Consider the following 499-nt stretch of genomic DNA (forward strand, 5'->3'; position numbering starts at 1 on the left):
GGTGCTGCGATCCCAAGTCAGTATGTTCCAGAAACTCCGTTCCCGGTGGGTGGTTTCCGAGATGTATTGCTGGTCCCCGACCGCGTAGTAGTGGATCTCGTCCCCCGCTTGCACCGTCAGATTGCGGCTGGCACGGAATTGTGTGCCATAGGTGTTCAGGTCGTTGCCTGCCTTGACCTCAATGTCCTGCGCCGTCACGGTCACGGGCGAGTTGGTCAGGGATTCGTGGTGGCGATGGGTGGTCTCGGTAATGTCGTTGCAGACGGTCCTCAACAATATGCACGTCTCGTAGTTGCGCTCACTCTTGGACCGGAACAAGACATACTTTTGCGCCGCCTTCAGCTCGATATGCCCCGAGGCTTGCAAGCTGGCTTTGCCGCTGGTGACGTTGACGGAGGTGGCGTTCAGCGTCAGGTTGCCCCCTTGCGCGCCGATGTTGACCCCGGTGTAGCCCTTGATGGTGCTTGGCCAGAGGATTAATTCATCCTGGAACCAGCCG

1 protein-coding gene is annotated in these 499 nt (G+C 58.7%); it reads right to left on the bottom strand.

Translation table 11 applies throughout. The annotated features are described in order from the left end of the window. Positions 1–499, bottom strand: a 499-nt coding sequence (locus VTU_RS26260) for a hemagglutinin repeat-containing protein (RefSeq protein WP_010102457.1), incomplete at both ends; no start/stop codon positions are given.

Origin of the sequence: Verminephrobacter aporrectodeae subsp. tuberculatae At4 (assembly GCF_000193225.1) — a bacterium.
GTDB lineage: Bacteria > Pseudomonadota > Gammaproteobacteria > Burkholderiales > Burkholderiaceae_C > Acidovorax > Acidovorax aporrectodeae.